This window comes from Undibacterium sp. GW821-FHT11B02, assembly GCF_058808955.1.
The window spans coordinates 159185-181138 of record NZ_JBXASD010000011.1; the positions used below are offsets into that span (position 1 = coordinate 159185).

Sequence of the window (21954 nt, forward strand, 5' to 3'; positions counted from 1 at the left end):
CCCCTGCTTTACCCTTGCCAGCCCACGTTATGAGGCAAACGCATCTCACCCCTATTGATGAAATGAGTTCTAGTCAATACCATCAGCGCAATTTGTTTCTCAATGCATCCATCATCTTGGGTATGCTGTCCTTGCTCATACTGTCAACGATCCAGCCTAGTCCCATGGGGACTGGCCCCGGGTCTGTAAATACCTGGTACTTGACAACAGTTTTGTTGGGATTGCCAGCCAGTGTGCTCAAATCCCAATAACCAGCAGTATCTGCAATGGTTTCTTCTTGCTTTAAGCCTTCCCATGCTTGCAATTTCCAACTCAGGTAGCAAGTGGCAGAGCTGACCTTGGGTATCATTTTCAGACGATATTTCTTTACTTTACCCAGTGGCAGGTTCAGGGTGAAATCCACCAGCGCAGTATCGTCCGGCTGGCGCACGACTTTGGTTTTGGTGGTATTCGGCATAAAGCTGGGGTAGTCTTCATACGCCTGCAGTGTAGCGCATACCTTGCTGACTGGGGCATTCAATATGGTACCTGCTACAAAGGTTTTGCCATTGCTGTCTGGTTTGCTCTGGTCCAGCATCTGTACTTCAGTTTCGTTGAGTTTGCTGACGTCCAGTTGTGCGGCACCTGCCTGTGTACAGGCAAGCAGGCTAAATACAAATGCATATCTTGTGAGCTTCATGGTTGATGTCATGGTTGAACTCATGGCTGAACTACAGCTTGTCGAATTTTGTCTATATCTACCTTACGCAGATATTCGGGGATATTTTTCCACAGGCTATGATAGCCATAGCCACCCTTGGTCAGTTCTTCCAATGCCTGATCCTTGCTCCAGCCCTGGTTCAGGATGCGGTACATGGCGGTTACCAGTCCGGTGCGGTCTGCTCCATGCATGCAGTGCAAAAGAACCGGGCCATCCTTCTCTGCTGCCTGCAAGGCACGCAGGGCGGCAATCACATTCTTGTCGTTGATATCCCAGGTGTTGATACCTATGCGTTGCAGTTTGATGCCGGAATTTTTCAGTATCTCATCATCAGAATGAAAAGAGCGCAGACTGACCACCGTCTTGATACCCAGTGACTGCAATAACGGTAAGTCTTTGCTTTGCAATTGGGCGCTGCGATAAAAAACTGGCGTTACGCGAAACAGATTCTGCGTGGTGGCTACCGGGCTGGCCCATTCGGCAGGGCGGGTTTCTTCGGCGATGGCTGCGGATGATAGCAGCGGCAGTATGATGCTTAGTGCTGCTACATATGGTGTTAGCAACTGCCACGGGTGTTTTGCCAGTGGCTTAGGAGTGTACTTGTGCATGTGTCTTGTAAGAAAATCGGTAAAGAATAAATCCAACTATCAGGCCTACCCAGTAATCCACTGGAAAGCCCAGCAGCCAGTGAATATGCCACTTTACGTCCTGCGGCGTAAAGCGTGAAAATCCATAGGCTGGATTCAGGATAAACCACATGAAATCTTCGACTATCCAGAATGTAATGATACTGGCGATGACACGGCATTCCAGTTTCGCCGTCCACTGCTGCATCAGCACAAACGGAAAATGGAAGAACAGGGCAATAAAGGGAAACACCCAGGCATGGTAGCCTGTCATGGCGCGCCCCCCCCAGAAAATATCCAGCAGCCAGTGTTTTTCTATGCGCCAGGTGGGCAGATTGGCGGCCCAGCCTGCGCTGCCCTCTATCTGTATTTCCACCTGGGCGAAAAATACAGCCAGCAAAGAGGCGAAAGCAAATGTCAGCGCAAATGATTTGAGTGAAGATTTCATGATCAAGTCCGTGCTTACAAAGGCCGGCCCAGAATCTGTTGCAAGACCTGGCTGGCAGCATGGGATTTGCCCAATGCCTTTGCCTTGTCATGCATATCCTTGAGTTTATCGGGATGCTGTAACAAATAATTGACGCGATAGGTCAGGCTCACGTCGTCATAGGCTTTCATTGCCACGCCTTGTTCCAGCAAGAAGTCGGCATTGCGTTCTTCCTGACCTGGTATCGGTGAGTTAACTATCATGGGCAAGCCCATGGCCAGGCATTCTGAAGTCGTCAGGCCGCCTGGCTTGGTAATCACCAGGTCAGAACAGGCCATCAGGCGTTCTACCTTGTCCGTAAAACCCTGAGGTAGCAGGCGACCGGGGTAGCGCTGCGCCAGTTGCTGTAGCGACTGCAAGGCAGGGGCATTATTTCCGGCAAGCACGATCAACTGAAAATTACCGTCTAACGACAGCAGGCGTTCCGCCACCTTGTCCAGTCCACCCAGCCCGGCACCACCTCCCATCAGCATAAAAGTCTGACATGCCGGGTTCAGGCCATATTCAGCAGCACAAATGGCTCTGTCCAGATGCTTGGTAAAGGCAGGCATGATGGGGATGCCGGTCACATGAATTTGTTCGGCAGCAATACCGTTCGCCCGCATACGATCAGCAACTTCTTCACTGGCGGCAAAATAGCCTGCCATATGTTCATGTACCCACATCCGGTGCAGGTCAAAATCGGTAACTTGTATCCATACCGGACAATGCAGCCTGTCCTTGCGCAGCAGGCGCGATAGCATCTCTGCCGGCAAAAAATGGGTGCAGATGATGACATCTGGCTGGAAGTCGGCAATTGCCTGCAACAAAGGGCGTGCGTTCAGGCGTTCTATGCCACGCCTGAGTTTTTCCATGGTGCCGTCGGCTTGCGCCTCGTTTGACGCATGGTAAAGATAGCCCCACAAGGTCGGTGCCTTGTTGACCAGTTTGATATAAAAATCAGTGTAGATTTTACGAAAACCGGCAGTCACAAAATCCATTACGTCAAGGTGACTGACTTCCAGTTCATCCGACTGCTGTAATGCAGTTGCCCGTATTGCTTCAGCGGCCCGTTTGTGACCAGCACCAGCGGAAACGCTTAATAACAAGATCTTTTTCTTCTGCATGAATATCGGCGTAATGATAAAAAAACACCGAGAATAACATGCTATGCAAGACACCCGACAAATTCGGGGTCTCGCAGGCGTATCCTGTCAGGGCTGCAGGCGTGTAATGCTCCAGTTTCCGCCGATATCACTGGTATTGCGGGTATACACGATGCGGTCATGCAGACGTGAACTGCGGCCTTGCCAGAATTCGATTTTTTCTGGCACCAGACGGTAACCACCCCAATGCTGTGGTCTTGGCGGTGCATCCCCGAACTGGTTTATGACAACAGCCAGTTGCTGTTCCAGAACATCCCGGCTGGCAATGGGCTGGCTTTGCTGTGAAGCATGCGCGCCCTGACGGCTGCCCAGTGGGCGACTAAAGAAATAGGTATCGTTTTCAGCATCCGTCAATTTTTCTATACGGCCCTCGATACGCACCTGTCTTTCCAATGCTGTCCAGAAAAACAGCAAGGCAGCATAGGGATTCTGTGCCATGTCCTGACCCTTGGCACTTTCGTAATTAGTGAACCAGGAAAAACCACGCTGATCAAATTCCTTGATCAACACAATGCGTGAGCTGGGGCGACCCTCTGCATTCACGGTGGACAAAGTCATGGCATTCGGTTCGACGACATCGGCTTTCAAAGCCTGGTCGAACCAGTTGGCAAACTGGGTAAAGGGGTCGGCGCTCACATCTGACTCTGACAGGCTGGCCTGGCGATAGTCAGTGCGTATATCGGCGATAGACATGTTTTTCCTTGATAAATTAGACAAATTCAGATTCAAACCCTGATGCCACGGCGGGCCTGCATGGCAGCACCCATGGCGGCCATCTGTGTTTCAGAAAACAGGCGTTTTGCCATGGGGGCAATATGAGTTTCTTCGATCTGCATGTGTTCGTCGTACAGGGCATTGAATGCCTGTACATCGGAGGCAGAAAGGCTGGCCGGGTTATTGATGGTTGTTGCGATGATGGCAAGCAACTGCTTTTCAAGTTGCTGCCATTGTTCAGCCATGACTTCATGCTGAGCAAGGATTTTAGGTAACAGCGTAGCTAGCAAGACAGCATTCTCATCCGTGGCAGTCTGCTTTAATTCAGGCAAGAGATTCACCTCTTCATCTTCATGGTGCAATGGGGCGGCTTTGGTGAAATAGTTCAGCACTGCCTGTGCCGCCTGCTTGGCATCCTGATCAGCACCATGGTCTGGCAGATGGGCAACCAGTTTGTTCAGCGTAGCCAACTGTTTGCGTATGCGATCATGGCAATGTTTGAGAACGGCAAGGGGCTGATCAAATCCTGGTGCGCTATCGAATAAGGTGTTCACTATGATGTCCGGGTTGGTTTGCCAGTTAATGGCGATACTTGCCTCTCTATTATGCAATAGAGATGGTGCGCATGCTTGCGACATATCAAATACTTCGCCTGTCAGCTCAGCACGCCCAGGGTCAGATACAGACAATTGATAGTACTGCATGTTGGCAAGCCTCTTTCATGCAGCTTCAAGTAAAATAGCGCCTGCTCTTACTGTCAGCCTTACCGGCCAGCTCTTCACCATGCAACAAGAAACAGATATCGATTTTGAACGCCGCTTTGGTGGCATTGCACGCCTGTATGGTGCTGTCGCGCTGGAACGCTTCAAGCAGGCCCATGTTTGCGTCATCGGTGTCGGCGGGGTTGGCTCCTGGGTGGTGGAGGCACTGGCGCGTAGCGCCATCGGTCAGATTACGATGATAGATCTCGATAATGTCGCAGAATCGAATATCAACCGCCAGATACAAGCCAACACCGACACCATAGGCAAGGCCAAAGTCACTGCTCTGGCAGAACGCATCGCCCTGATCAATCCTTATTGTCAGGTCAATCAGGTGGAAGATTTTGTCACACCCGATAATCTGGACGATATGCTGGGCAAGCCTGGTTTCGATTACGTGATTGATGCCATTGATAACGTCAAAGCCAAAACTGCCCTGATCGCCTATTGCCGTCAGCATGCCATTCCGCTTATCACCATCGGTGCAGCCGGTGGCCAGACAGATCCGGGGAAAATAGAAATTCGTGATTTATCGCGTACAGAGCAAGAACCCTTGCTGGCTCTGGTACGCAAACGCCTGCGTCAGAATCACGGGTTTCCGCGAGGTGCAAAAAGCAAATTCGGGATTGATGCGGTGTTTTCCATGGAAGTGCTCAGCATGCCGGAAATGGCTGAAGCCTGTGAAGTCGGGGCTGATCCAAGTGTTGGCGTTACTGGCCTCAACTGCGCCGGTTTCGGTTCTTCTATTGTCGTGACAGCCTCTTTCGGCCTGATGGCTGCCGCCCAGGTCTTGCGCAAGCTGGCAACAGCCGATTCCTGACGGCAGAAAGAAAAATCGCCCCTGTCAGGAGCGATTAAATGAGGACAAACACGTAGGACAATTTTGCGTAAGCCCTGATTTAAATCCCCGGTCTTAATTATCCAGTTTGAAATTAAATTCCAGCATGGTGGTTTGCGGTTTGGAGATAGGCGCATATTTCCACTGTGATGCAGCAGAAATCACTTCTTTATCAAAATACTTGGGTGGGTTTGCCTTGACGATATCCACTTGTGACACTTTGCCGTCTGTTTCAACATGGACACGCGCACTCACCACACCCGAAGTTACCCCCGCACGTACGGCACCGTTAGGATATTTGGGCTGAACATTGGAAACGACCTTCAATACAGTGTTTTCCGCTGGGGCTGGCACTTGAGCAGGTGTTGAAGCAGGTGCCGGAGCAGGCTTGGGAGCGGTAACCGCGGCTACAACTGGTGGCGGAATATCGACAGGCTTGGTAGCGACAGGGGCGGCCACTACGGCAGGTGCCACCTTGACAGGTTCACGTGCCTTGGCTGCCAATAATTTTGCATCTGCCGCCGCTTTTGCGTCTGCTGCAGCTTTCGCATCTGCCGCTGCTTTCGCTTCTTTGGCGTCTTTCGCTGCTTTTTCTTCTTTAGCTATCTGTGCTGCTGTCTTGTTGGATGCCATATCCATCCACTTGGTGACATCTGCCGTGTCAGAATGGTTAACCGGATTTTTTACCAGACCCGTAGGCATGGGGGCCGTGGATGCAGGTGTTTCTGGTGTACTCGCAACTGGCTCAGGAGGGCTTTTTTGGCATGCCGTATTTAGCAGCACGCAAGACAGCAGGCTCAAAGCAAGAATTGATAACTTCCCTCTTTTATTATGGACAACGGTTTTCATATCACTCCTGACAACGCGATTTAAAGCTAAAGTTAAAAGAGCCCACTGTGACACCTGTTGATCTAATTTATTTGTAATGAAACAGTGCATGACAGGCATTTTTGCAACGTTTCAGTGCAAGCTAAAATGGCGAGGTGCTAGGAAAATTTTCACTACTGTGAACGACTATGCTGCCATGGATGTAACCGCAAGGCAATAATCAAATCACTGAAGTGATTGGAAATTGTGAAAATTCAGGCTAGAAAATCACAAATTTGTTCGTTTCTATGCATGAACTGTGCCAAAAACGGAATAAATGGTGTTAACTGCATGGAATCAAGATTGTGCAGAGTTGGGCGAATGTAAAAAAAGCCAACTTTTTTATAGCTGGCTTTGTAACATGGTATGACGTGAAATATTTGGGGCAGCAGTATCACAACCAAGGCATCAGGATTTCCCGAATACCTCATTCAATTGCTGAGTCACGCGTATGAAGGTAGTACGCTTGGTCAATTCTTTTAACTTGTGTGCGCCCACATAGGTACAGGCCGAACGCACGCCACCCAGAATATCTTGCAAGGTAGCTTCGACTGCTCCACGATAAGGGATCAGTACTTCCTTGCCTTCCGACGCACGGTATTTGGCGACACCTCCCGCATATTTATCCATGGCAGCGCGGCTGCTCATGCCATAAAAACGCTTGAATTGCTGACCATCGCGTTCTACCAGATCACCAGAGCATTCATCATGTCCCGCCAACATGCCACCCAGCATGATAAAGTCGGCACCGGCACCAAAAGCCTTGGCCAGATCACCTGGCACGACACAACCGCCATCGGCGCAAATTTGTCCGCCCAGTCCATGTGCCGCATCAGCGCATTCGATGACGGCAGATAATTGTGGATAGCCCACGCCCGTCATCTTGCGCGTGGTGCAGACTGAACCCGGGCCTATGCCCACCTTGACGATATCGGCACCAGCTAAAATCAGTTCTTCAGTAATGTCGCCCGTTACTACATTGCCCGCCATGATGGTCAGATGTGGATAAGTGGTGCGGACTTTCTTGACGAAATTGATAAAGCCTTCGGTATAACCATTTGCTACGTCAATGCACACATATTCGATGGCATTGCGGGCTCGCGCCATGACTGCCGAAAATTTTTCAAAGTCGGATTGGGTGATACCCATGGAATAAAAGGCCGTCGATTTCTTTTGCAACGCAGAAAAATAATCCACCAGTGCGTCTTCATCATAGTGCTTGTGCAAGGCCACCGATAACTGATGCTGTTCCAGTGCAGCAGCCATTTCCATGGTACCGGTGGAATCCATATTTGCTGCAATAATGGGGATGCCGTGATAGGTCTTGCCGGAATGATGGAAAATGAATTCACGCTCCAGATTAACCTGGGAGCGGGAGGTGAGGGTGGAACGTTTGGGACGTATCAACACATCCTTGAAATCCAGCCTGAGTGTTTCTTCTATATGCATGACGACTCCTGTATGCGCCTGGCGGGCGCGGGAAACGACGACTTGCTGCCAAGTCGTTGAGCCGTACTTGAGTATAGTTCAAAAATTTTCTTTAGCCTGATCCGATTCGTAAATGAGGCTTATCACTGAGGATGTATACTGAAATTTGCAAATAATGCTCATGCTACATCAGTGGCAAACACCCTTGCCCTTGTCGGTGAAACTCTGTCCTGGCACTGGTAAAAACTCCCATTCGTATGACTTGTCATGCAGGCTTAGCTTCAGTACCCCATGGGTGGAATTATCGCGGATATCGGTGGTGCTCTTGGGCAAAAACATGGGCGTTAGTTTGGCACCACCAGTACCAACCACAAAACTGCGTATGCCTTGCTTGTCGTCCCTGTCGCCATTCGCATCCAGCGGTGCAAAGCGTTCGTAATCATGGTCATGTGCAGTCAGTACAATATCGACTTTGGCTTCAGCCAGCATCTTCCAGGCATCCTGCATGTTTTCATTATTACCGTGCCCCCCGGAGCTAAATACCGGATGATGCCAAAAAGCCAGTGTGCAGTTTTGCTTGTTGCTGGCCAGTTCTTCCTTCAACCAGTTCAATTGCGCCTGCTTTTGTGGTTGTTCAAGATTGCTGTTGAGTGACAGGATGTGCCATTTGCCCAGTTGCGTTGCGTAGTAGCCGCGCCGGTCGGGGCCGGCCAGCTCCCCGAAATAATTGTAATAGCCCAACGCCATGGGCATGCTGTAATCATGATTGCCGGGCGAGGGCAGGGTCTTGTCCTTGAAACGACCCCAGGTAGGTTCATAACACTTTGTAAATTCATCTGGCTTGCCGACAGGATAGGTATTGTCGCCCAGCGTAATGGCCCTGGCAGTGCTGTCTTTGTCCAGCCCGGCAGTAATCAATTCTGCTGTTCTTGCTGCCATGCTTTCAACGGCGGGCTTTTTTCTGCAATCGGCGATATCACCCGCCACATAGACGGTCACGCTGACAGGTTTTGCCAGCGACTTTTTGCCAGCTTGTCTAGCTTTATCGGTGGCTTGGGCAGAATAGGCAAACAGGGTGGAAATACAAAAAACCAGGATGAAAAGACGCATGAATTTTTTTGTTAGGTAGACAATATCAAGGACAGGCGCGTATTTTACATGTTCTGGCTGGCAGGGATAATTCGGCAGCAAGAAATAACGATATTACTCCCTTCTCTGCAAGGGGATGCTGTCGGGGGATGGTGGGAGATGGGTTTCAGTTGAGAAAATCGTCTGCCACCGTTTTGCTTACTAGCCGTTTGGCGATTTGAAGAAGATGGCTCCCAATCACAACTTTGCGTGTCGCAAGCGCAGCGCATTTGAAATCACCGATACGGAACTCAAGCTCATCGCCGCGCTGGCAATCATAGGGCTAAGTAAAATCCCGAACCATGGGTACAAGAGCCCGGCAGCAACCGGCACACCTACAAAATTGTAAGCAAAGGCAAAGAACAGGTTTTGCCGTATGTTCTTCATGGCTTGTTGGCTTAGCGAGCGAGCCTTGGCGATACCGCGCAAATCACCTTTCACCAGCACCACATGGGCGCTATGCATGGCAACATCAGTACCGCTGCCCATGGCAATGCCGACATCGGCTTGTGCCAGTGCAGGGGCGTCATTGATGCCATCACCCGCCATGGCAACCACGCGCCCTTGCGCCTGCAATTCTTGCACGATGCGGAACTTGTCTGCTGGCAGCAGATCAGCCCGTACGTCATCCAGCCCCAGTTGGTTTGCGACTGCCTTGGCGGTGATAGCATTGTCACCTGTCAGGACGATGACATGCATGCCTTGCTGCTGCAATTGTGCTATCGCTTCCTTGCTGTTGGCCTTGATCTTGTCGGCTACGCTTAACAATGCAACGGCTTTTTGATTGACCGCCATCAGCATGACGGTATGGCCCAGTGCCTGTAATTCAGCGACTTGCCGATCAAATTCTTGCATGGCTATTGCATGCTCTTTCAGCAGCGCCGGGTTACCCAGCAATACTGCTTTTCCATCGATATTGGCACTGACACCCTTGCCGGTGATGGAAGTGAAATCACTGATACCGACAGGCTTGCTTCCGTGTGCTTCTGCATAGCTGACTATCGCATGCGCAACCGGATGTTCACTGCGTTGTTCCAGTGTCATTGCCAGCGCCAGCAAACTGGTCTCAGACTCGCCAGCGGCAACGCTGAAATTTTGCATGGTAGGCTTGCCCTCCGTCAGCGTGCCGGTTTTGTCTATGACCAGGGTGTCGATTTTTTCCAGTCTTTCCAGTGCTTCAGCATCCTTGATCAGTACACCATCATGCGCACCGCGACCGATGCCTACGGTGACTGATATGGGTGTCGCCAGTCCCAGTGCGCAAGGGCAGGCAATGATCAATACCGATACTGCGGCCATCAAGCCGTTGGCCAGCGCTGGTGTCGGCCCCCAGACTGCCCAGCCTATGAAAGCCAGCACAGCAACGGCAATCACGCCAGGTACAAACCAGCCCGATACTTGGTCGGCCAGTTTTTGTATTGGTGCGCGTGAACGTCCGGCCTGGTTGACCAGATCGATAATGCTGGCCAGCAAAGTATCCTTGCCTATGCGTTGCGCCTGCATGCTGAAACTGCCTTGCTGATTAATTGTGCCGGCACTGACCTTGTCACCTGTCTGTTTGCTGACTGGTAGCGGTTCACCTGTCAGCATGGCTTCATCGACATTACTATGGCCGTCCAGCAATACCCCATCGACCGGGATATGTGCACCCGGTTTGACACGCAAACGGTCACCAACCAGTACCTGATCGAGAGTAATTTCAATCTCGCTGCCATCGGCAGCAATACGTATCGCCGTCGCTGGTGTCAAACCCAGCAGGGCCTTGATTGCCATATTGGTTTGCGAACGTGCACGCAACTCAAGTACCTGACCCAGCAAGACCAGGGTAATGATGACGGCAGCAGCCTCAAAATACAGTGGTGCCATGCCCCCCATCTTGAAGGCAGTGGGTAACACATCCGGCAATAACAGGGCCACCAGACTGAACAGATAAGCTGCAGCAGTACCAATACCAATCAGACTGAACATGTTCAGGTGCATGGTCTTGAAGGATGCCAGCGCACGTTCAAAAAATGGTAATCCGCCCCATAGTACGACCGGTGTTGCCAGTATGAACTGCAGCCAGTTGTAGATCGTCATACCCAACAGGCCATGAAAAGATACGCCAGGCAACATGTCGCCCATGGTCATGACCAACAACGGCAAACTTAGCACCAGACTAATTTTGAAGCGCCGCCGCATATCGTCAAGCTCACTGGTATCTTCTTCCATGCTGGCTTCTTTGGGTTCCAGCGCCATGCCACACAAGGGGCAAGTGCCAGGACCGACTTGTTCAACCTCCGGATGCATTGGGCAGGTGAATATCGCATCCTTGGCTGCCACCTTGGGTGTTGGGCGTTTGGCCGGGTCCAGCCAGGCAGCAGGGTCTTTACGGAACTTTTCCAGACAGGTATTGCAGCAAAAATAATAGCTTTGGCCTTCGTGCATCAACTGGTGCTTGCTGTCGGCGTTGACGCGCATACCGCACACCGGGTCCTTGTGCTCGCCATTGACATCGCTTTGCATGGTATCGCTGCTGCTACTGCTGTTGCCGCAGCAGGATGTGGCTTCTTTGGCGCTTACCGACGCAACCGCAGTGGCTGTACCTACGCTACCCAGTCCTATGACCTTTTTTGCCTTGACATAATTTTCTGGCGTGGCATTGAACTTGCTGACGCAAGAATTGCTACAAAAATAGTAGGCAACGCCCTGGAAATGGGCCATTTTTTCCGGGTTCTTATTAACCTGCATGCCACAGACCGGGTCAGTGTATTTTTTGTCTTGTGCTGGTGCTGGCTGCGCTTCATGCTTGTGTCCACAGCAACTACCGCCGTGCTGGTGGTCTTGATGTTCTTGAGTCATTTTCATTCCTCCGCTACGTAAATCGTTTGATTGCCTTATCATAGACCCCGTACCCAAGAACAGAGTCAAGGACTTTTTAACAATGTCAGATACAGATCATGATCCAGATCAATATACGATAGGGCAACTGGCCAAAGCAGCCAGTGTTGGCGTCGAAACCATCCGTTATTACCAGCGCCGTGATTTACTGCCTGTACCCGAGGTGGCTACTGGCTTCCGGACTTATCCGGCCAAGCTGGTTGAGCGCATACGATTTATCAAAAGAGCGCAGGAACTGGGTTTCAGCCTGGACGAAATCGCTAATTTGTTGCTGCTGGAAGATAGTAATGACAAGCAAGCCATACGCGATGTCGCGCAGGAGCGGTTGTTGCAGGTACAGGCCAAACTGCTTGATCTGCACAGGATGGAAGACATGCTGACTCAATTGATACAACAGTGTGCATCATCAACACAGCAGGCTCAGTGCCCCATCATACAGGCGCTGGCGAGCAGTCCAGTTGATGTGAAAGCTTGCCACAACTAACGCTGGAGGTTTTACTGTCCGTCAGCGACCCAGTCAGGCTCTTCCGTGCTGATATAGTGTATCAAGGCTTCCACCACTGCCGGATCAAATTGCGTGCCGCTACGGGCTTTGATGTAGTCGATGGTGTCTTTCAGGGGCCAGGGTTCCTTATAGGGGCGACGGTGCAGCAAGGCGTCAAATACATCAACCACGGCAACAATCCGGGCTGATAGCGGGATGTCTGAACCTTTCAAGTGGCGTGGATAACCGTGACCATCAAAGTGTTCATGATGACTGCCTGCAATCTCTGAACCATAGGTCAGGTAGCTGACACCATCCACCATGGTGGCAGCACGTGCCAGTACGGTTTCACCAGCCAGTGCATGATATTCCATGATCTTTCGCTCACTGCTGTCATGGCTGCCAGTCTTCAGCAACACGGCATCCGGTGTCGCCACTTTGCCTACATCATGCAAGATACTGGCGATGCCTACCATTTCCATGAACTGTGGTGTCAGGTCAGAAGGAAAACTGTCACGTCGTTTCAGTTCAACTGCAATGGCATTGGTCAGCTTGCAGACGCGTTGCACATGGCCGCCTGTATCGGTATCACGCGATTCGGCCAGGTCAGTCAGGGCCACGACCGAGGCTTCCTGTGCTTTTTGCAGTTGTTCGTTCAGATATCGATTGTCAAAGGCTGCAGCAATGCGGTCGCAGAATAATTCCAGTAAGTCGCGCTGGATTTGCCCCAGTGGCCATGGGGGTGTTACCAGGATGGCGAACTCATGTCCCTGACGGGTGTGGATAAATAACACATCTGCCGGATGCTGGAACTGACTTTTCTTTTCGGCAAAAGCTTTTTCAACGATGACTGTCCATTCACAATCGGATGGCAACTGATCCAGTCCGGCCCAGTCACTATAACTACCGGTGGCGGCAATGATGCTGGCGTTCAGTGACGTGCCATTGCCACTGACCGGAAGGCTGCCGGGGACGGGCCCGGCAGAATTGCGTGACAGGCATAAAACCCCGTCCGCTCCCACGTCAAGAATGGCACTGATCTGATTCAGTACGCCAGACGCAAATTCCTTCAACGATTTCAGTTCATACAAATTGGATGACGCCTGCAATATACGGGTCAGGCCAACACGGCTGCGTTCTATAGACAGCAGGCCCTCATACGCACGTAATGAAGCAATCACGGTGGTGAACAAGCGCTGCGTTGTCAGTTCAGTCTTGGTTTTATAGTCGTTGATGTCGTAATCGACAATGACGCTTTTCTCCGGTGCCTGGCCAGGCTGACCTGTACGCAGTACGATGCGGACCAGTTGATTTTTGAGTTCTTCACGTATGCGTTTTACCAGACGCAGGCCAGCGTCTTCGGTTTCCATCACCACATCCAGTAGAATCAGGTTGATGTCGTTTTCCTTGCTCAGGATATCAAAGGCTTGTGCTGCGCTGTGGGCAGACAGGATGTCAAGATGACGTCCCTTGAAGACAATATTGTTGAGCGCCAGTCGGGTGACGGCATGGATGTCTTCTTCATCATCAACAATCAGCAGACGCCAGGGATGGGTTTCGTAAGAAGCGTCAAGCTGTTCCTGAGACTTGTCGTTGTTCTCATCTTCGATGATCCAGTCTTCTTCTGATCCCTGTTCGTGATTCATGCACTCCCCCGATCATGGTTTGTTGCTTCTCTGCTGAGTTTGGTAATGTGAATCCGTGTTGAATGAGTCCCAGGAATGATGGCCGGGTCTACCCGGTATGTTGACTTTGCCCGCAGAGGTAGATATTTTCATTTTTATTCCTCCCCGGCACTACCATCCTGCCACTCTTGTTGATTGCTTGCAAGTCTTGTTCACAATTATTGACCGTGTTATCAATATCGCTTTCAAAAATAAAAATGTCTGCCCTTGCAGGCAGACATCCGGATGTGAAAATTGTAATTTGCACCAGATTCAGCGTACGTGATTGAGTACCATATCCACGATCATTTTCTCTGCATCCAGAAAATCATTTTCATTCAATGGGCTGTGGCCCAGTACCAGGCTCATCTGTGCTGCAAAATCGGCGTAGGATTGTGTCATGGCCCAGATGGCAAACAACAGGTGGGTGGTATTGACGGCAGCGATTTTGCCAGCAGCCATCCAGGCTTCAAACACGGCGATATCTTTTTGCAGTAGCGGCAAAATTTTATTACGCATGGTTTCAGCGTACACCGGTGCACCACTGATGATTTCCATTGCATACACACGTGATGCCTGTGGTTGCTCACGCGAAAAACGCAGCTTGGCACCGATATAATTCCGCAATAGTTGTGTTGGGTCCTGGTCCGGGTCGGCCAGTATATTCATACGCTCCAGCCACTGGTCCAGCACCTGGTCCAATACCTTTTCATACAGGATCTGCTTGGTAGAAAAGTAATACAGCAAATTCTGTTTTGAGATGCCAGCCCGTTCCGCGATGGATGCCAACGAACTGCCCGCATAACCGGCTTCGGCAAACACCTCCACCGCCGCCTGCACAATGCGTGCTTCCAGCGCGTCGCGCGAGCGCGTCAGTTTGTCTGGTGCTCTATCCATGACGCTGCTTCATCAAAAAGTTTTTCAACACATCGGCATCGCTATACGCGATATTGAAGCGGAACCATGGGTGTTCGTTTGCTTGCAGGCTAAAGAAATCATCCGGTGCCAGCAAAATACCTTCCTGCAAAGCCTGGCGCGCGATATCGCTGGCATTTGCCGTACTATCTTTCCAGCCAGCGCTGATGAACATGCCACCGCGCGGCACGGCCAAAGGCGTCAAACCTGCCGCCAATAACATATCCATGCTGGCATTGCGTGATGTTTCCAACTGACGCTTGAGTTTCTCCAGCATGCGCCGGTACAGGCGGGAACTGATGGCATGCAATACGGCGCGCTCATTGATTTCGGAGGTAGTCAGGCCAGCCAGCATTTTCACCCGTAGCAATTCTCCTATCAGTGAATGCGACGCACAGATCGAACCTACCCGCAGGGTAGGCGACAGCGTTTTGGAAAAACTGCCAACGCGTATCACGCGGCGCAAACCATCCATCGCCGCCAGCGAAGGTTCGGGGCGTGGGCATAGTTCACGATAGATATCATCTTCCACCAGCCAGAAATCAAATTGCTCTGCCAGTGCCAGCAGGCGATGTGCCTGCGTCTGGCTGAGGCTGGTGCCCAACGGGTTTTGCAGCACGGTGTTGACAAACATCAGCTTGGGCTGGTGCAGCAAGGCTTTTTCCATCAAGCTATCGAGGTTCAATCCCTGTTCATCGCGGGCGATGCCTATAGGTATGCAACCGTGATGGCGTATCAGCGACAAGAGATTGCTATAACCGGGGTCTTCTACCAGTACAGCGTCACCGGGTTTGCACAGGGTGCGCAAGATCAGGTCAAAACCGTGGGTGGCACCATGGGTCAGCAAAATCTGTTCTGAATCCACACTGAACAGTTCTTGCGACAGGCTGCTGGCCAGGTGCTGGCGCAGGCTGGGGAAGCCCAGAGGGTTGCCATAACCACGCAGACGTTGGATGGGGATGCGCATGGATTGTTTCAAGGCATCCAGCAAAATATCATCGCCATACCATTCTGGCGGCAACCAGCCTGACCCCACAGGCAGGGCGCTGGATACGCCAGAATACAGATCAGGGCTAAGCGCATCCAAAGCACTTGGTGCCGCCACATGCGCCAGCGGCTGTGGCGCGCTGGCCGGTTTGGTGACAAAATAACCAGAACCACGGCGTGAACTGAGCAAGCCCAGAGTGATCAGGCGCTCGTAAGATTCCACAACTGTAAAGGTGCTGACAGCATTACATTTGGCAAATTGACGTACCGAAGGCATTTTGCTGCCCAGCGGCAAGTCATTCTGGCGCACCAGTCGTGTTACTTCCTGCACAATCTGGTCTACCAGACTGGCCTGGCGGCTACGCTCCAGCACCAGCTGCGGCCAGACCGGGCTGTGCTCTACAGCTTGTGCTTCTTTTAAGGTGTCCATGCTAGCTCCTCGCTAAGCAAAAATTGTGCGGCTGCACACAACTGTGTTGCTTTGAATACCAATACGGTTGGATGAAATTAAACTGGCTGTATATGTCATTACTGCATATGCTTATTTAGCATTTCAGCATATTTTTACCACTTGGTAAATTGTTTTCAGGAGAAGCCCATGCTCAACAAACAACAACTGAATTCCTATTGGATGCCTTTCACGGCCAATCGTGACTTTAAAGAGGCCCCGCGCTTGGTGGCTTCTGCCTCTGGCATGTATTACCGCGACCAGAACGGCCGCGAGATACTCGACGGTACGGCAGGTTTGTGGTGCGTTCCGCTGGGACATTCCCACCCGACTGTGGTGAAAGCGGTACAAGATGCCGTGGCCACACTCGATTACGCACCAGCTTTCCAGATCGGTCACCCACAGGCATTTGAGCTGGCAGCAGAATTGATTGAGTATAGCGGTAACAAATTCGGCCAGGTGTTTTATACCAATTCCGGTTCAGAAGCAGTCGATACTGCAATGAAAATGGTGCTGGCTTACCACCGTAGCCGTGGCGAAGCCCAGCGTACCCGCTTTATCAGCCGTGAACGTGCTTATCACGGCGTCGGTTTTGGTGGCATGTCACTCGGTGGCCTGCCTGCCAATCGCAAGCAATTTGGTACTTTGCTGGCCGGTGTTGATTACCTGCCGCATACCCACAATCTGGAAAAAAATGCCTTTACCCGTGGCTTGCCAGAATATGGCACGCACCTGGCGGATGAACTCGAACGCCTGATCGCTCTGCATGACATTTCCACCATCGCTGCCGTCATTGTTGAACCGCTGGCTGGTTCTGCGGGCGTCATCCTGCCATCAAAAGGTTACCTGAAACGTCTGCGCGAACTGTGTGACAAGCATGGCATCCTGCTGATATTTGATGAAGTTATCACCGGTTTCGGTCGCATGGGTACACCGTTTGCGTCTGACTACTTTGATGTTACACCCGACTTGATGACCACAGCCAAGGGCCTGACCAATGGTGTTGTGCCCATGGGTGCGGTGTTCAGCCACCAAAAAATTTACGACGCCTTGATGGCTGGCCCGGCTGGCATAGAACTGTTCCACGGCTACACCTATTCCGGTCACCCACTGGCGGTCGCTGCCAGCCTGGCATCCCTGAAAGTATTCAAGGAAGAAAAAGTGCTGGAACATGCGCAAAGCATGACTGCTTATTGGGAAGATGGCGTGCATTCGCTGAAAGGTTTGCCGCATGTGATAGACCTGCGCAATGTCGGTCTGATCGGTGCGATAGAGCTGGAATCCATGCCAGGAAAAGTCGGTGCTCGTGCCATGGCTGCTTACAAGAAAGCTTTTGCTGAAGGTGTATTGGTGCGCACGACAGGTGACATCATCGCCATGTCACCTCCATTGATACTGGAGAAAAAACACATCGATCAACTGTTCGGCAAGCTGCACGACATTCTGAAACACCTCGATTAATCTGGCGACCATCATGACCCACTATCAAGTCAATCATTTCATCAACGGCGAGCTGCATCAAAGTGTGCAGCCACGCTATGCAGATATTTATAATCCGGCACTGGGTTCCGTACAGGGACAAGTAGCACTGGGTACCACGCAAGACGTGGACATGGCCGTGGCTGCCGCCAGCAAGGCATTTCCATCCTGGTCAAATACACCCGCCTTGTCACGCGCCCGCGTGCTCATGGCTTATTTGAACCTGTTGCAACAGCACACAGATGAATTCGCCCATTTGCTGACGCAAGAACACGGCAAGACCCTGGCTGACGCTAAGGGTGAGGTTGCACGTGGTATAGAAGTGGTTGAATTTGCGATAGGCATTCCACAGCTCTTGAAGGGCGAATATTCCGAGCAGATCGCCCGTGGCATCGACGCCTGCAGCATGCGTCAACCGCTGGGTGTAGTCGCCGGTATCACGCCATTCAACTTCCCTGTCATGGTGCCGATGTGGATGTTCCCTATCGCTATTGCCTGTGGCAATACCTTTGTCTTGAAACCGTCTGAGCGTGATCCGTCAGCATCCTTGTTGCATGCAAAATTGCTCAAACAGGCCGGTTTACCTGACGGCGTTTTCAACGTCGTGCAAGGTGATAAAACCGTCGTTGATGCGCTGCTTGATCATCCAGAAGTGCAGGCCATCAGTTTTGTTGGTTCTACCCCGATTGCACAGGCAATTTATGCACGTGGCTGTGCCAATGGCAAGCGCGTACAGGCATTGGGCGGTGCAAAAAATCACATGGTCGTTATGCCAGATGCTGATCTGGAAATGGCAGTCGATGCACTGATGGGCGCAGCCTATGGTTCTGCTGGTGAACGCTGCATGGCCATCTCAGTTGCAGTCGCGGTTGGTTCTGCGGCTGATGCACTGGTTGATGCCATGGCCGCCCGCGTCAAATCACTGAAGATCAATAACGGTCTGGCACCGGATGCAGAAATGGGCCCGGTCATTACTCACGCTGCCAAACAACGTATAGAAAGCCTGATCGGTGAAGGTGTGGCAGAAGGTGCAAAACTGGTCGTCGATGGCCGCAACTTCACGGTGCCTGGCCATGAAGACGGTTTCTTTTGCGGTGGTAGTTTGTTCGATCATGTAACACCAGAAATGACGGTATATAAACAAGAGATTTTTGGCCCGGTTTTGTGCGTAGTGCGTGTGCCAGACATGGCAGCGGCAGCAGACCTCATTAACAAACATGAATACGGCAACGGCGTGGCGGTCTTTACTCGCGATGGTGGTACTGCACGTGAATTTGTACGCATGATACAAGTCGGTATGGTCGGTGTGAATGTACCTTTGCCAGTACCCATGGCCTTCCATAGCTTTGGTGGCTGGAAGCGCAGCCTGTTTGGTGATCATCATATCTATGGGCCAGAAGGCGTGCGCTTTTATACACGTGTCAAGGCAGTCATGCAGCGTTGGCCTGACAGTATTTCTAAGGGAGCAGAATTTTCCTTCCCGCAGAATAAGTAAAGAACTGATGTGTTGATTAACTTACGCAAATATGCACCAATTGCGTAAGTTTTTTCAAAAGTTTAGCTGTCACGAAACTTGCTTAGATAAATGCAGTAAAAACGAATTTAGTAATTAGAGATCGATTGGAGCCACCATGTTGGAAGCCCTTAAGCATTTACCTCAGGCAGAAGAAAGTCAGGAAACGCTGCGTTCGCATTTCACTGATTTAAATCCGGCACTGAACAAGCGCCAGGCAGCGATAGAAAGTGAACGCTGCCTCTATTGTTACGATGCTCCATGCACGCGCATCTGCCCATCAGAAATTGATGTACCCAGCTTTATCCAGAATATAGCTGTTGGCAATATCAATGGTGCAGCCAAAGTCATTCTCGATCAAAATATACTCGGTGCAAGTTGCTCACGCGTTTGTCCGACCGAGATTTTGTGTGAACATGCCTGCGTGCGCAATCATGATGCAGAAGGTGCACCAGTCAAGATCGGTCTGCTGCAACGCTATGCACTTGATAATGCAAAATTTGAACAGCATCCTTTCCAGCGCGCTGCCAGCACTGGTAAAAAAATCGCCATCGTTGGTGGTGGGCCTGCCGGACTATCCTGCGCGCACAGGCTTGCTACCCTGGGTCATGATGTCGTGATTTTTGAAGCAAAACAAAAATCCGGTGGTCTGAATGAATATGGTATCGCCAAATACAAACTGACAGAAGACAGCGCTCAGCGCGAAGTTGAATTTTTGCTGCAAATCGGCGGCATCACCGTCAAGCATGAACAGGTACTGGGCAAGAATTTGCACCTGGCAGATTTGCGTCGTGATTATGATGCAGTCTTCCTCGGTCTGGGCCTGGGTGCCAGCCGTAAACTCGGTCTGACAGGTGAAGATGCACCCGGCCTGATGGCAGCGGTCGATTACATTGCCGAACTGCGCCAGGCAGCAGACCTGACTAAATTGCCAGTGCCAAAACAATGCGTGGTCATCGGTGCCGGTAATACTGCGATTGATATGGCAGTGCAAATCGCCCGCCTTGGTGCGGAACAAGTCACGTTGGTGTATCGCCGTGGTGCAGAACATATGTCGGCTACCCATCACGAACAAGACATCGCCAAAGCCAATCAGGTACGCATCGTCACCTGGGCGCAGCCGCAAGAAATTTTGCGTGATGAAGAGGGCAAGGTCAGTGGTATGCGTTTTGCCCGTACCAAAGAAGTCGATGGAAAATTGCAAACCAGCGGCGCAACGATAGACATCCCGGCACAAGCGGTTTTCAAGGCTATTGGACAAAGTATGGACAGCAGCAGTCTGTCTGATGATCTGGCAAAAGACCTGCAAAAGCAGAATGACAAAATCCATGTTGATGCGCAATACCGTACCAGCGTGCCTGGCATTTATGCTGGTGGTGATTGCATCGCTGACGGGCAGGACCTGACGGTACAGGCAGTCCAACATGGCAAGCTGGCAGCGCTGGCGATTGATAATGATTTGAAAGCGAAGGTGTAATATGGCTGACCTCTCGATTAATTTTGCCGGCATCAAGGCACCCAATCCTTTCTGGCTGGCCTCTGCTCCACCAACTGACAAGGCCTATAACGTCGTACGTGCTTTCGAAGCAGGTTGGGGTGGCGTCGTCTGGAAGACTCTGGGTGAAGATCCACCACCGGTCAACGTGTCTTCACGTTACTCTGCCCACTTTGGCAAGAACCGTGAAGTCATCGGCTTTAATAACATCGAACTGATTACTGACCGCAGTCTGGAACTGAACCTGCAAGAGATTACCCAGGTCAAAAAAGACTGGCCAGATCGCGCCATGATCGTGTCACTGATGTATCCCTGCGAAGAAGAAGCCTGGAAAAAAGTCTTGCCATTGGTAGAAGCCACAGGGGCAGATGGCATAGAACTCAACTTCGGCTGCCCGCATGGCATGCCAGAACGCGGCATGGGTGCAGCCGTAGGGCAGGTGCCTGAATACGTGGAAATGATCACCCGCTGGTGCAAAAAATATTGCTCATTGCCCGTCATTGTCAAGCTGACACCCAACATCACCGATGTACGCGTGCCAGCCCGTGCCGCCTTCAATGGCGGTGCCGATGCGGTATCTTTGATCAATACCATCAATTCCATCACATCAATTGATCTTGACCAGATGATCGCCCGCCCCATCGTCGGCACGCAAAGCACGCATGGTGGTTATTGCGGTAGCGCCGTCAAGCCGATTGCCCTTAACATGGTGGCAGAAATTGCGCGTGATCCAGCCACCAAGGGCCTGCCTATCTCAGGTATAGGCGGCATCGGCAACTGGCGTGACGCGGCTGAATTTTTGGCACTGGGCGCTGGTTCGGTACAAGTGTGTACGGCAGCTATGCTGCATGGTTTCCGCATCGTCAAGGAAATGACAGATGGTTTGTCCCGCTGGATGGATGAAAAAGGCTATGAACGCATCAGTGACTTTGCCGGTAAAGCCGTAGCGAATACGACTGACTGGAAATACCTGGACATGAACTATGCCGTCATTGCCGAGATTGACCAGGACAAATGCATACAATGTGGCCGCTGCTACATCGCCTGCGAAGACACGTCCCACCAGTCCATTTCGCAACTGATCGCCGACAATGGCACCCGCAAATACGAAGTCATCAAGGAAGAGTGTGTAGGCTGCAACCTGTGCCAGATCACCTGCCCGGTAGAACAGTGCATCACCATGGTGCCCCAGGCAACCGGCAAGCCGTATATGAACTGGACGCAAGACCCGCGTAACCCGCGTGCGGTGTTGAAATAATTGCTTGTACTTGCTGGATAGTGGGGGTATAAATTCTGTCAGATTGAGTAATCGGGGTGTTTAGACTCCTTCCCCTTCAAGGGGAAGGGATATTTTGCACATCATCTGTATCTGGAATAAAGTTTGCTAAGGCTTTT

The 21954-nt window shown here is 51.3% G+C and carries 19 protein-coding genes; 6 read left to right on the forward strand and 13 right to left on the reverse strand.

The window, feature by feature from the left end; translation table 11 throughout:
• Positions 1-82 precede the first annotated feature (82 nt).
• The 6 genes from AC1RVX_RS22535 to AC1RVX_RS22560 all read right to left on the reverse strand — a co-directional run bounded on the left by AC1RVX_RS22535 (position 83) and on the right by AC1RVX_RS22560 (position 4376).
• Positions 83-679: an SRPBCC family protein gene (locus tag AC1RVX_RS22535; RefSeq protein WP_493218820.1), complete on the reverse strand. Its 597-nt coding sequence runs from the start codon at positions 677-679 to the stop codon at positions 83-85.
• Between the two features lie 20 nt (positions 680-699).
• Complete coding sequence (locus AC1RVX_RS22540) at positions 700-1308, reverse strand: dual specificity protein phosphatase family protein (RefSeq protein WP_493218821.1); 609 nt, start codon at positions 1306-1308, stop codon at positions 700-702.
• Positions 1289-1774, reverse strand: a complete 486-nt coding sequence (locus tag AC1RVX_RS22545) for a hypothetical protein (RefSeq protein WP_493218822.1) — start codon at positions 1772-1774, stop codon at positions 1289-1291. The genes AC1RVX_RS22540 and AC1RVX_RS22545 overlap by 20 nt, the downstream gene beginning before the upstream one ends.
• A 14-nt stretch (positions 1775-1788) precedes the next feature.
• Entirely contained in the window at positions 1789-2919 is a 1131-nt protein-coding gene (locus AC1RVX_RS22550) for an MGDG synthase family glycosyltransferase (RefSeq protein ID WP_493218823.1), read from the reverse strand.
• Between the two features lie 87 nt (positions 2920-3006).
• On the reverse strand, positions 3007-3651 hold the full coding sequence (gene pdxH / locus AC1RVX_RS22555; RefSeq protein WP_493218824.1) for a pyridoxamine 5'-phosphate oxidase: 645 nt from the start codon (positions 3649-3651) through the stop codon (positions 3007-3009).
• A 32-nt stretch (positions 3652-3683) separates the two neighbouring features.
• A complete protein-coding gene (locus AC1RVX_RS22560; protein WP_493218825.1) occupies positions 3684-4376 on the reverse strand; it encodes a hemerythrin domain-containing protein in 693 nt (230 codons plus the stop codon).
• Between the two features lie 79 nt (positions 4377-4455).
• Between AC1RVX_RS22560 and tcdA the strand changes: the two genes are divergently transcribed.
• A complete protein-coding gene (gene tcdA, locus AC1RVX_RS22565) occupies positions 4456-5253 on the forward strand; it encodes a tRNA cyclic N6-threonylcarbamoyladenosine(37) synthase TcdA (protein WP_493218826.1) in 798 nt (265 codons plus the stop codon).
• 93 nt (positions 5254-5346) lie between these two features.
• Here tcdA and AC1RVX_RS22570 read toward each other — a convergent pair whose 3' ends face one another.
• The 4 genes from AC1RVX_RS22570 to AC1RVX_RS22585 form a co-directional block, all read right to left on the reverse strand.
• Positions 5347-6120 carry an energy transducer TonB gene (locus AC1RVX_RS22570; protein ID WP_493218827.1) on the reverse strand — a complete coding sequence of 258 codons (774 nt, stop codon included), beginning with the start codon at positions 6118-6120 and terminating at the stop codon, positions 5347-5349.
• Between the two features lie 426 nt (positions 6121-6546).
• Positions 6547-7587, reverse strand: a complete 1041-nt coding sequence (locus AC1RVX_RS22575) for a GMP reductase (RefSeq protein WP_493218828.1) — start codon at positions 7585-7587, stop codon at positions 6547-6549.
• A gap of 168 nt (positions 7588-7755) precedes the next feature.
• Positions 7756-8676, reverse strand: coding sequence for a metallophosphoesterase family protein (locus tag AC1RVX_RS22580; RefSeq protein WP_493218829.1), 921 nt, complete (start codon positions 8674-8676; stop codon positions 7756-7758).
• Between the two features lie 216 nt (positions 8677-8892).
• A complete protein-coding gene (locus tag AC1RVX_RS22585; RefSeq protein ID WP_493218830.1) occupies positions 8893-11535 on the reverse strand; it encodes a heavy metal translocating P-type ATPase in 2643 nt (880 codons plus the stop codon).
• Positions 11536-11617: 82 nt separating this feature from the next.
• Between AC1RVX_RS22585 and AC1RVX_RS22590 the strand changes: the two genes are divergently transcribed.
• Positions 11618-12058, forward strand: a complete 441-nt coding sequence (locus tag AC1RVX_RS22590) for a MerR family transcriptional regulator (protein ID WP_493218831.1) — start codon at positions 11618-11620, stop codon at positions 12056-12058.
• 11 nt (positions 12059-12069) lie between these two features.
• Here AC1RVX_RS22590 and AC1RVX_RS22595 read toward each other — a convergent pair whose 3' ends face one another.
• The 3 genes from AC1RVX_RS22595 to AC1RVX_RS22605 all read right to left on the reverse strand — a co-directional run bounded on the left by AC1RVX_RS22595 (position 12070) and on the right by AC1RVX_RS22605 (position 16054).
• A complete protein-coding gene (locus AC1RVX_RS22595; RefSeq protein ID WP_493218832.1) occupies positions 12070-13704 on the reverse strand; it encodes a DUF3369 domain-containing protein in 1635 nt (544 codons plus the stop codon).
• A 291-nt stretch (positions 13705-13995) separates the two neighbouring features.
• Positions 13996-14619 (reverse strand): TetR family transcriptional regulator C-terminal domain-containing protein, encoded by a 624-nt coding sequence (locus AC1RVX_RS22600; protein WP_493218833.1) that lies wholly within the window; start codon positions 14617-14619, stop codon positions 13996-13998.
• A complete protein-coding gene (locus AC1RVX_RS22605) occupies positions 14612-16054 on the reverse strand; it encodes an aminotransferase-like domain-containing protein (RefSeq protein ID WP_493218834.1) in 1443 nt (480 codons plus the stop codon). The genes AC1RVX_RS22600 and AC1RVX_RS22605 overlap by 8 nt, the downstream gene beginning before the upstream one ends.
• Positions 16055-16222: 168 nt before the next feature.
• Between AC1RVX_RS22605 and aptA the strand changes: the two genes are divergently transcribed.
• The 4 genes from aptA to preA all read left to right on the forward strand — a co-directional run bounded on the left by aptA (position 16223) and on the right by preA (position 21817).
• Entirely contained in the window at positions 16223-17533 is a 1311-nt protein-coding gene (gene aptA / locus AC1RVX_RS22610) for an omega-aminotransferase AptA (protein ID WP_493218835.1), read from the forward strand.
• Between the two features lie 13 nt (positions 17534-17546).
• Positions 17547-19046 carry a CoA-acylating methylmalonate-semialdehyde dehydrogenase gene (locus tag AC1RVX_RS22615; RefSeq protein ID WP_493218836.1) on the forward strand — a complete coding sequence of 500 codons (1500 nt, stop codon included), beginning with the start codon at positions 17547-17549 and terminating at the stop codon, positions 19044-19046.
• Positions 19047-19182: 136 nt separating this feature from the next.
• On the forward strand, positions 19183-20541 hold the full coding sequence (locus tag AC1RVX_RS22620; protein ID WP_493218837.1) for an NAD(P)-dependent oxidoreductase: 1359 nt from the start codon (positions 19183-19185) through the stop codon (positions 20539-20541).
• 1 nt (position 20542) lies between these two features.
• The gene (gene preA / locus AC1RVX_RS22625; RefSeq protein WP_493218838.1) at positions 20543-21817 is read left to right on the forward strand and encodes an NAD-dependent dihydropyrimidine dehydrogenase subunit PreA; all 1275 of its coding nucleotides are present in this window, start codon (positions 20543-20545) and stop codon (positions 21815-21817) included.
• Positions 21818-21954: the final 137 nt, after the last annotated feature.

Coding starts and splice junctions, on each gene's coding strand:
- AC1RVX_RS22535 (WP_493218820.1), bottom strand. CDS start 679: ATGAAGCTCACAAGATATGCATTTGTATTTAGCCTGCTTGCCTGTACA.
- AC1RVX_RS22540 (WP_493218821.1), bottom strand. CDS start 1,308: ATGCACAAGTACACTCCTAAGCCACTGGCAAAACACCCGTGGCAGTTG.
- AC1RVX_RS22545 (WP_493218822.1), bottom strand. CDS start 1,774: ATGAAATCTTCACTCAAATCATTTGCGCTGACATTTGCTTTCGCCTCT.
- AC1RVX_RS22550 (WP_493218823.1), bottom strand. CDS start 2,919: ATGCAGAAGAAAAAGATCTTGTTATTAAGCGTTTCCGCTGGTGCTGGT.
- pdxH (WP_493218824.1), bottom strand. CDS start 3,651: ATGTCTATCGCCGATATACGCACTGACTATCGCCAGGCCAGCCTGTCA.
- AC1RVX_RS22560 (WP_493218825.1), bottom strand. CDS start 4,376: ATGCAGTACTATCAATTGTCTGTATCTGACCCTGGGCGTGCTGAGCTG.
- tcdA (WP_493218826.1), top strand. CDS start 4,456: ATGCAACAAGAAACAGATATCGATTTTGAACGCCGCTTTGGTGGCATT.
- AC1RVX_RS22570 (WP_493218827.1), bottom strand. CDS start 6,120: ATGAAAACCGTTGTCCATAATAAAAGAGGGAAGTTATCAATTCTTGCT.
- AC1RVX_RS22575 (WP_493218828.1), bottom strand. CDS start 7,587: ATGCATATAGAAGAAACACTCAGGCTGGATTTCAAGGATGTGTTGATA.
- AC1RVX_RS22580 (WP_493218829.1), bottom strand. CDS start 8,676: ATGCGTCTTTTCATCCTGGTTTTTTGTATTTCCACCCTGTTTGCCTAT.
- AC1RVX_RS22585 (WP_493218830.1), bottom strand. CDS start 11,535: ATGACTCAAGAACATCAAGACCACCAGCACGGCGGTAGTTGCTGTGGA.
- AC1RVX_RS22590 (WP_493218831.1), top strand. CDS start 11,618: ATGTCAGATACAGATCATGATCCAGATCAATATACGATAGGGCAACTG.
- AC1RVX_RS22595 (WP_493218832.1), bottom strand. CDS start 13,704: ATGAATCACGAACAGGGATCAGAAGAAGACTGGATCATCGAAGATGAG.
- AC1RVX_RS22600 (WP_493218833.1), bottom strand. CDS start 14,619: ATGGATAGAGCACCAGACAAACTGACGCGCTCGCGCGACGCGCTGGAA.
- AC1RVX_RS22605 (WP_493218834.1), bottom strand. CDS start 16,054: ATGGACACCTTAAAAGAAGCACAAGCTGTAGAGCACAGCCCGGTCTGG.
- aptA (WP_493218835.1), top strand. CDS start 16,223: ATGCTCAACAAACAACAACTGAATTCCTATTGGATGCCTTTCACGGCC.
- AC1RVX_RS22615 (WP_493218836.1), top strand. CDS start 17,547: ATGACCCACTATCAAGTCAATCATTTCATCAACGGCGAGCTGCATCAA.
- AC1RVX_RS22620 (WP_493218837.1), top strand. CDS start 19,183: ATGTTGGAAGCCCTTAAGCATTTACCTCAGGCAGAAGAAAGTCAGGAA.
- preA (WP_493218838.1), top strand. CDS start 20,543: ATGGCTGACCTCTCGATTAATTTTGCCGGCATCAAGGCACCCAATCCT.